Raw genomic sequence first — 9011 nt, forward strand, 5'->3', positions numbered from 1 at the left:
AGGGGCCCCGCCACGTCAGTGGCGGGGCCCCTCGGCTTGTGCTCGCGCCCGCGGTCAGGCGGACTTGCGGCTGTCCCGCGGATGCACGGCGATGTTCATGGCGCCGGAGCGAAGGACGGCCAGCCGTTCGGCCAGCACCTCCTCGAGCTCCTCGCGAGTGCGTCGCTCCATGAGCATGTCCCAGTGCGTTCGCGCAGGCTTGCCCTTCTTCTCTTCGGGCCCGTCCCCGTCCACGAGGAGTGCCATGGCGCCGCACGCCTTGCACTCCCACTCCGGCGGAATCTCTGCCTCAACCGAGAACGGCATCTCAAATCGATGTCCGTTCTGGCATGCGTACTCCACCGCCTGGCGCGGGGCCAGATCGATGCCGCGGTCCGTCTCGTAGCTGGTAACCACGAGCCGCGTACCGCGGAGAGCTCGCTCACTCATGAATCGTGCCTCCCGGGCTTGTCGCCCACAGGACAGGTGTCGCTGTCGTCGTCATCCGGTCAACGTCCGGTCGGCGGTATAGATTCCCGCTCCGGGTCATGCGTCGCCCGTCGTGCCGCCCCTTGTTGTACCCACCAGTGCCCGTTTTGTCACATCTGGCAGCAGATGTCACCCAACGTCTCTATTTCATGAACGCGCAGTAACGGTCCGCCTGGCAGGCCAAAGGCGTACACTACCGGCCGATCGCCATAACGTCGAAATCCGTTCGGAACTCGTTCACGAGTCCGGACGGATCCCGGCTCAGACGCGCACCGGAACAGGATTCCCCGCCGCCTCCACCGCACGCCGCACCGGCACTCGGGCGAGCAGGGCGAAACCCAGTGCGAAGAAGACCACCAGCGAGATGATCGCGTCCCGGTAGCTGCCCGTGAGCTGGTACGTCAGTCCGAAAACCAGCGGTCCCACCCAGCTCAGCCCGCGGTCGCTCATCTCGTACGCGGAGAAGTACTCGGCCTCCTTGCCCGCCGGCACCAGGTGCGAGAACAGCGAGCGCGACAGCGCCTGGCTCCCGCCCAGCACCAGCCCGATCATCGCGGCGAGCGCGAAGAACCACACCGGGGTCTCGGCCGGCAGGAAGTACCCGGCCCCCAGCGTCAGGGCCCAGGCGGCCAGCGAGCCGAGGATCGTCCGCTTCGCCCCGTACGATGCCGCCAGCCGGCCCATCGCCAGCGCGCCGACCACGGCGAGGATCTGGACCAGCAGCACGGCCACGATCAGCGTGGACTGCTCCAGCCGCAGCTCCTCCGACCCGTACACCGAGGCCTGGGAGATCACCGTCTGCACCCCGTCGTTGTAGACCAGGTACGCCAGCAGGAACGACAGGGTCAACGGATAGCGCCGCATGTCCCTCAGCGTGGCCACCAGCTGCCGCCAGCCGCTGACGGCCGGTGCCGCGCCCGCCTCCCGGACCACCGCCCGGTCCCGCAGCCGGCGCAGCGGGATGACCGCGAAGGCCCCCCACCACAGGCCCGCCGAGGCCAGGCAGATCCGCACCGCGGCCCCCTCGGAGAGCCCGAAGGAGTCGTGGCCCTGGAACAGCACCAGGTTCAGCACGAGCACGAACGCGCCCGAGGTGTAGCCGAAGGCCCAGCCCCGCGAGGAGACGGTGTCCCGCTCGTCCGGGGTCGAGATCTGCGGCAGGAAGGCGTTGTAGAGCACCATCGAGACCGCCAGCGAGGCGTTCGCGACGATCAGCAGGACCCCGCCCAGCAGGTAGCGGTCCCCGTCCAGGAAGAACATCCCCGCCGTCGCCGCCGCCCCGGTGTACGCGGCCGCCGCCAGCAGCGGCTTCTTGCGGCCGCTGCGGTCCGCCGCCGCCCCCGCCAGCGGCATGACCAGCACGGCCAGGATCACCGACAGCGACACCGAGTAGGCGAAGAACGACCCGGCCCGCACCGGTATGCCCAGCGGGTGCACGTAGCCCTCGGCGTCGGCGGCCGCCTTGGCCACCGCCGTCAGGTAGGGCCCGAGGAACACGGTGAGCACGCTCGTCGAGTAGACCGAGCAGGCGAAGTCGTAGAAGTACCAGCCGTGCTGTTCGCGCTTGCGCGCGGCGGCCCCTTCGGCGGCGGCTCTGCCGTCCTCCGCACCGGATTCCGCTTCGTTTTCCGTACGCTCGGTCATGAGCGCCCCCTCGCCGTTCCCCGTAGGACGCCGGCCACCGCACCGGGCGCGGGGGTCCTGCGGCCCGTCAGGCCCAGGCCCCGCGCCGGTCCAGCACCGTGCGCAAGATGTCGATCCGGTCGGTCATGATGCCATCGACACCCAGGTCGAGAAGAGCCTCCATGCGTTCCGGTTCGTTCACGGTCCACACGTGCACCTGGAGTCCCCGCTCGTGCGCGGTGCGTACGAAGCGCCGGTCCACCACCCGGATGCCCGCCTGGGTCTCCGGCACCTGCGCCGCCACCGCGCCCACCCGCAGGGCCGCCGGGATCGCCCACGACCGCAGCCGCAGCCCCAGCACGCCCCGCACCCCGTACGAGGTCGCCAGCCGGGGGCCGGCGATCTTCTGCGCCCGGGCCACCCGGCTCTCCGAGAAGGAGCCCACGCACACCCGGTCCCAGACCCCGGCCCGGGCGATCAGGTTCACCAGCGGGTGCAGGGCCGACTCGTCCTTCACGTCCACGTTCCAGCGGGCGTCCGGGAACTCCTCCAGCAGCTCCTCGAACAGCGGCAGCGGCTCGCTCCCCGCCACCCGCGCCTCCCGCACCCGGCTCCAGGGCAGGTCCCGGATCCGGCCCGTCGCGTCGGTGACCCGGTCCAGGGTGGCGTCGTGGAAGGCCACCAGCTTCCCGTCCGCCGTCGCGTGGACGTCGGTCTCGAAGTACCGGTAGCCCGCCCCGGCGGCCCGGCGGAAGGCGGCGGCGGTGTTCTCCAGCCCGTCCGCCGCCCCGCCCCGGTGGGCGAAGGGGATCGGGGCGGGGTGGTCGAGGTAGGGGTGGCGAAGGCGTACGTGGGTCACGGCCGCAGTATGCACGCCGGACCCCCCGGGACGGGAGCGCCCGCGTGGACGGACGGTGAACGCCCCCGGCCGCCCGCCGGGCCGGGGCGGCCGGCCCGGACCCCGTCTGGTCCGGGTGGACCGCGCCGTGACACCCTGGAGGCCGCGGAACCAATCCAATCCCGGCCCCGGACCCCGTCGGCCGGGGCCAATCCGATGAAGGTGGACCGGACGCCATGGCTCAGTGGACCTCAGCGGTCGGCACCGCACAGCTCGCCCGGCTGATCACCTCGCAGCAGGACCGGCCCGCCGTGCCCGGCGCCCGCAAGGCGCCCGCGTACCGCACCCTCGCCGACGGGATCCGGCTGCTCGTCCTGGAGGGCCGCGTCCCCGTCGCCGCCCGGCTGCCCGCCGAGCGCGAACTGGCCGTCGCCCTCTCCCTCAGCCGCACCACCGTCGCCGCCGCCTACGAGGCCCTGCGCGGCGAGGGCTTCCTGGAGTCCCGCCGCGGCGCCGGCAGCTGGACCTCCGTACCGGCCGGGAACCCGCTCCCGGCCCGGGGCCTGGAACCGCTCCCGCCGGAATCCCTCGGCTCCATGATCGACCTGGGCTGCGCCGCCCTCCCGGCCCCCGAGCCCTGGCTCACCAAGGCCGTCCAGGGCGCCCTGGAGGAGCTACCGCCGTACGCCCACACCCACGGCGACTACCCGGCCGGCCTGCCCGCGCTGCGCCGGATGCTCGCCGACCGCTACACCGAGCGCGGCATCCCGACCATGCCCGAGCAGATCATGGTCACCACCGGCGCCATGGGCGCCATAGACGCCATCTGCAGCCTCTTCGCCGGCCGGGGCGAGCGGATCGCCGTCGAGTCCCCCTCCTACGCCAACATCCTCCAGCTGATGCGCGCCGCCGGGGTCCGCCTGGTGCCCGTCGCCATGGGCGCCGGGCTGAGCGGCTGGGACATGGACGTCTGGCGGCAGGTGCTGCGCGACGCGGCCCCGCGCCTGGCCTACGTCGTCGCCGACTTCCACAACCCGACCGGCGCCCTGGCCTCCGACGACCAGCGCCGGGCCATGGTCGAGGCCGCCCGCTCCGCCGGGACCGTCCTGATCGCCGACGAGACCATGGCCGAGCTCCGGCTGGACCCGGAGCCGGCCATGCCGCGCCCCGTGTGCTCCTTCGACCCGGCCGGCTCCACGGTGGTCACCGTCGGCTCCGCCAGCAAGGCCTTCTGGGCGGGCATGCGGATCGGCTGGGTCCGGGCGGCCCCCGACGTCATCCGCAGCCTGGTCGCGGCCCGCGCCTACGCCGACCTCGGCACCCCGGTGCTGGAGCAGCTCGCGGTGAACTGGCTGATGCGGACCGGGGGCTGGGAGGAGGCCGTCGGGATGCGCCGGGTGCAGGCCCGGGAGAACCGGGACGCGCTGGTCGCGGCGGTGCGCCGGGAGCTCCCGGACTGGGAGTTCGAGGTACCGGCCGGGGGGCTCACCCTGTGGGCCCGGGCCGGCGGGCTGTCCGGGTCGCGGCTGGCGGAGGTGGGGGAGCGGGTCGGCGTCCGCGTCCCCTCGGGGCCCCGGTTCGGGGTGGACGGGGCCTTCGAGGGCTACGTCCGGCTGCCGTTCACCGTGGGCGGGCCGGTGGCCGAGGAGGCCGCCGCGCGCCTGGCGGCGGCGGCCCGCCTGGTCGGTACGGGGGCGGGCGGCGGGGCGGAGCCGCCCCGCACGTTCGTGGCCTGACCGGCCTGACCGGCCTGACCGGCCTGACCGGCCTGACCCGCCTGACCGGCCTGGGCTACGGGGCTTCCGCCGCGACCTCCGGGAGCCCTTCGGCGCCGAGGGCCGAGGCCTGGGCCGGGGGGAGTTCCTTGAGCGGTCCCGGGGCCGCCTGCGGGCCCTCGCCGCCGCCCGGGCCCGCCGCCTGCCGCTCGGGCAGCAGCTCCAGCACGGCGTGGCGGTGCGCGGGGTGCGTGCCGTCGTCGTACGGGTCCGGGGTGGCGGGCACCTGGAGCCGGTGGACCGGGCCGGTGCCGAGCCGGGCGTAGCCGCGGCCGGGCGGGAGCTGCGGGGCCGGGGTGGTGTGCGGGGGCAGCCCGAGGACGTCGGTGAGCTGCTGGACGGGTGCGGGCCCGAGGGCGACGCGGGCCCGGGTGTGCTGCCAGACGGCGTCGCCGATCAGCTCCAGGTGGTCGAACTGCTCGGCGACGACCACCGTGACGTGCGCGGCGCGGCCGTGCCGCAGGGGCACCTGGAGCTGGGCGAGCGGGTCGGGCCGGCCCTCGGCGGTCGCGAGGTGCGCGAGCACGCTGGGCCGGTCCAGCAGGATCCACAGCGGCCGCCGGATGTCCTCGGGGGCGGGCCGGCCGGCCTCGCGGGCCCGGTGCGCGGCGATCAGGCGCCGCTCGGTCTCGTGGGCGGCCCACTCGACGGTGGCCAGGGCGCCGGTGGGGCCGCACTCGACGGCCAGCACGCCCGCGCGCCCGGCCAGGCAGGCGTACTCGTTGCTGCCGCCGCCCTCCACGATCATCACGTCGCCGCCCTGGCGCAGCGCCTGGAGGGCGATGGAGCGCAGCAGGGTGGTGGTGCCCGCGCCGGGCTGGCCCACGGCCAGCAGGTGCGGTTCGGCGGAGCCGGGGCCGGTCCGCCAGATGACGGGCGGCAGGTCGCGGTGTTCGTCGCCCTCCAGGACCGGCAGGGTGCGCCGGACCCCCTCGGGGTCGGTGAAGCCGAGGACGCACTCGCCGGGCGAGGTCACGAACGGCTGGGCGGCGATCCCGGTGGGCAGCGCCTCCAGCACGCTCAGGTCGAGCCGGTTGGCCTCCTCGTCCCAGACGAAGAGGTACTCCCGGCCGCGCCCGGACTTGGCGTGCAGCAGGGCCTCGATCCGGGCCCGCGAGGCCGCCTCCCCGTCGGTGAAGTAGGCGGGGTAGCGGATCCGCAGCCGGGTGACGCGGCCCTCGGCGTCGAAGGCGTGGTCGCTGAAGGCGTCGTCGAAGCCGCCGCCGTGGGCGAAGAGCGGGTTCGGGTCCTCCGGGGCGGAGAAGTAGGGCACGAGGGCCTCGTAGAGGGAGCGCAGCCGATCGGTCTCGGCGTCGCTGGGCCCGGTCTTCGCCGGGGTGCGGTCGCGTCCGTGCCAGCCCGCCGCCGCCATGAGCGCGAGCAGCGCAGTGACCGGCCCGTACGGGACGAGCGCGACCACGAGGACGCAGGCGGCCCCCAGGAACAGCGCGGGTCCCCGCTTGTCCTTGGGGGTCGCGGCCCATTTGCGGCGGCCGGCGGCGGCCAGCACGCGCAGTCCGCGCCCGATGACCAGGAGCGGATGGAGGACGTCCGTGGCGTTGTCGGCCGCCGTGCGGGCGAGATCGCGGCCCCGGGCGAGCGAGGTGCTGCCACTGGTGAGGATGCGGGGGAGTGGGCGCCGGGCCACGGTCGTCTCCTGTGTGGTGGGGCGGGGGAGGTCTAGAGCTTGATCCCGCCGAGCAGGCTCGCGAGGCTCGCCGTGCTGGCGGTGATGCTCGGGGCGATCGCGGAGCCGGCGAGGAAGAAGCCGAAGAGCGCGCAGACGAAGGCGTGCGTCAGCTTCATCCCGTCCTTCTTGAAGAACAGGAAGCAGATGATGCCGAGCAGTACGACGCCTGAGATCGACAGGACCATGGGAGTTCTCCTGTGAGCGGATCGGTAGGGAAGGTCACCATCAGTTGTTCCAGGCTCACAGGAAGTATCAATGCGACAAAAGGTGCATACGGGTGAACCTTCGGGTTTTTCACTTGACCGGCCCCTCCCGGCTGGCGCGTCGGCCTCCGGCGGTGTCAGGTGCACGGACCACCGACATCCTTGCCTCGGACCGACCCCCTCATGTCCCCGACCTGGCGCTACTCTGGCGATTCACCCGTACGGACGCAGTGCCGGGCACCCCCCTGCCCGCCCGGCCTGGGCAGACTCCTGCCCCATGCGACGTGAGAAGACCGAAAGGCGGTACGACCGATGAGCGAGCACCAGGACGCGCCCGACGAGGACGTCATCGAGCTGGCCACCAAGATCTTCGACCTCGCCCGGCAGGGTGAGACGGAGACCCTGGCCGCCTACCTCGACGCCGGGGTCCCCGCGAACCTCACCAACGACCGCGGCGACACCCTCGTCATGCTCGCCGCCTACCACGGCCACGCCGACGCCGTCACCGCCCTGCTGGCCCGGGGCGCCGAGGCCGACCGGGCCAACGACCGGGGCCAGACCCCGCTCGCCGGCGCCGTCTTCAAGGGCGAGGAAGCCGTCATCCGGGCGCTGCTCGCCGGCGGCGCGGACCCGAACGCCGGGACCCCGTCCGCGGTGGACACGGCCCGCATGTTCAACAAGGCCGACCTGCTGGAACTCTTCGGAGCCAAGTAATCCGCTTATTCCCCCGCCCGGCCCGGGCCGGGACGGGCCCGGGACCTCACGGCTTGGTCACGACGCCCTTAAATGTGGTCGCGGCGCACAAACCGCCTGGGTCATCATGGCGTCGGATTCGATTCGCGGACATGACGGACGGGCAGGAGCGGGCTGGACACGAAGGGTGTCCACACCCACCCCTGCCGGACCGGCCGGCACGGACGCGAAGCACCGACGAGAGTGAGAAGGCAATGGTCTACATCGAGCGGAACATGACGGCGGACGTCCTCACATGCTGTTACGCGGCCCTGTGAATCCCGATTCCCGGTTGCGTCCCCAGCTTGATTTGAGGCCATTCCCATGTTCGAACCAGTCATAGCGCCGAGCGGCACCCTGCTCGGCCTCCTCCAGCGCGGCCGCGGCGACGGCACGCTGCACGCCCTCGCGGCGCCCCGGCCGGAGGCCCTCGCGGCCCTCGACGAGTGCGTGACCCGTGACCCGCGGCAGGACTGGCAGGTCGAGAACCGGTCGCTGTACTACGCACGCCTGTACCTGGACCTCGACGGCCCCCTCGGCGCCATCGAGGCCCACCTCTTCGGCGTCGACGACCTCGTCGACGAGGAGGACCACCGCACCGGGCTCGCCCTGTCCGTCCTCGGACACCTGGCCTCCTACGGCCGCGACGACGCGCTCATGCTGCTGCGCCGCTACGCCGCCTCCGGAGCCAACTGGGCCTGGGCCCTCGACGAGCTCGCCCTGCGCGACGACGACGAGGGGCTGCGCTCCCTCGCCGACCCGGTCCTCGCCCGCTTCCCCGAGACCGCCGACGGCGGGGCGCGGCTGGCCGCCGCCGTGCGCGACGCCTACGAGCCCCGGCCGTGGAGCCTGTGGGAGGAGCTGCCGCAGTACGGGCAACGCCTGCGCGCCGCCCGCCAGCAGGGCTCCTTCGACCGCTGGCAGCGCCAGCTCAACCCCAGCGGCCCCCGGCCCGGCTGGGGGGTGCGGGCCGTCTTCGACTGGGCCGCCGACGGGCTGAGCCGCGGCACCCCGCTGCACGTGCCCGCCGCGCGCTGCCTCGCGGCCGTGGCCGCGCCGGAGGACCGCCCGGAGATCCTGGCGGCCGCCGCCGGCGCCCAGGGCGAGGCCGCCCGGGCCACCGCCCTGCACCACCTGGTCCTCGCCGAACCGGAGAACCCGGCCGTCCTGGACCTCATCGAAGCCGCCGGCGACGAGCCGGCCGTGGCCGCCTACGAGCGCATGGGCGGCCCCGCCGCCCTCGAACGCGCCCGCCAGTGGGTCCACCGCCCCGACGCCCTCGGAGCGGCCGCCGCGGCCCTCCTGGCTGCCCGTGGCGGCGCCGACGACGCCGGCCTCGTGCTCGGCGCCCTGCGCAACACCGTCCGCGGCTCCGGCCCGGACTCCGTCCGGCTCTTCACCCTGGTGGACGGCGCGGGCCGGCTCGGCATCGGCTGCGCCGCGCCGGTGCTGCGCCACGTCTACCGCGAGACCTCCTCCTCCCACCTGCGCGGCCGCGCCGCCCGCGCCCTGGCCGGCACGGACCCCGCCTTCGGGGCGGGCTTCGCGGTCGAATGCCTCTGGGACTGCGAGGAGACCACCCGCGAGCTTCAGCTCCGATCCATCGGGGAGCTTTTCGCTGAAGTTGATCCTGGCGAACCCTGCGACCTGCACCTTCTTGAAGAACTCGCCGATGTCGACGA

The 9011-nt window shown here is 73.8% G+C and carries 8 protein-coding genes; 3 read left to right on the forward strand and 5 right to left on the reverse strand.

What is annotated here, in order from left to right:
- Positions 1 to 54: 54 nt before the first annotated feature.
- From AB0O29_RS32830 to AB0O29_RS32840, 3 genes are all read right to left on the reverse strand, one after another.
- Positions 55 to 429, reverse strand: coding sequence for an RNA polymerase-binding protein RbpA (locus AB0O29_RS32830; RefSeq protein WP_007262928.1), 375 nt, complete (start codon positions 427 to 429; stop codon positions 55 to 57).
- 300 nt (positions 430 to 729) lie between these two features.
- Positions 730 to 2112, reverse strand: coding sequence for an MFS transporter (locus AB0O29_RS32835; protein ID WP_365159149.1), 1383 nt, complete (start codon positions 2110 to 2112; stop codon positions 730 to 732).
- A 67-nt stretch (positions 2113 to 2179) separates the two neighbouring features.
- Entirely contained in the window at positions 2180 to 2950 is a 771-nt protein-coding gene (locus tag AB0O29_RS32840) for a glycerophosphodiester phosphodiesterase family protein (protein WP_365159152.1), read from the reverse strand.
- Between the two features lie 215 nt (positions 2951 to 3165).
- Between AB0O29_RS32840 and AB0O29_RS32845 the strand changes: the two genes are divergently transcribed.
- Positions 3166 to 4665: a PLP-dependent aminotransferase family protein gene (locus AB0O29_RS32845; RefSeq protein ID WP_365159155.1), complete on the forward strand. Its 1500-nt coding sequence runs from the start codon at positions 3166 to 3168 to the stop codon at positions 4663 to 4665.
- A gap of 55 nt (positions 4666 to 4720) precedes the next feature.
- Here the strand turns inward: AB0O29_RS32845 and AB0O29_RS32850 are convergent, their stop codons facing one another.
- Together AB0O29_RS32850 and AB0O29_RS32855 are read right to left on the reverse strand one after the other, a co-directional pair.
- Entirely contained in the window at positions 4721 to 6352 is a 1632-nt protein-coding gene (locus AB0O29_RS32850) for an ATP-binding protein (RefSeq protein WP_365159157.1), read from the reverse strand.
- Between the two features lie 32 nt (positions 6353 to 6384).
- The gene (locus AB0O29_RS32855; RefSeq protein ID WP_007262923.1) at positions 6385 to 6579 is read right to left on the reverse strand and encodes a hypothetical protein; all 195 of its coding nucleotides are present in this window, start codon (positions 6577 to 6579) and stop codon (positions 6385 to 6387) included.
- A 330-nt stretch (positions 6580 to 6909) separates the two neighbouring features.
- On the opposite strand from AB0O29_RS32855, the gene AB0O29_RS32860 reads away from it, so the two are divergent.
- Together AB0O29_RS32860 and AB0O29_RS32865 are read left to right on the forward strand one after the other, a co-directional pair.
- Positions 6910 to 7311, forward strand: coding sequence for an ankyrin repeat domain-containing protein (locus AB0O29_RS32860; protein ID WP_365159160.1), 402 nt, complete (start codon positions 6910 to 6912; stop codon positions 7309 to 7311).
- Between the two features lie 342 nt (positions 7312 to 7653).
- A partial coding sequence (locus tag AB0O29_RS32865; RefSeq protein WP_365159163.1) for a HEAT repeat domain-containing protein occupies positions 7654 to 9011 on the forward strand: 1358 nt, incomplete at its 3' end.

The sequence above is a fragment of the Streptomyces sp. NPDC089915 genome, assembly GCF_040684675.1.
Lineage (GTDB): Bacteria > Actinomycetota > Actinomycetes > Streptomycetales > Streptomycetaceae > Streptomyces.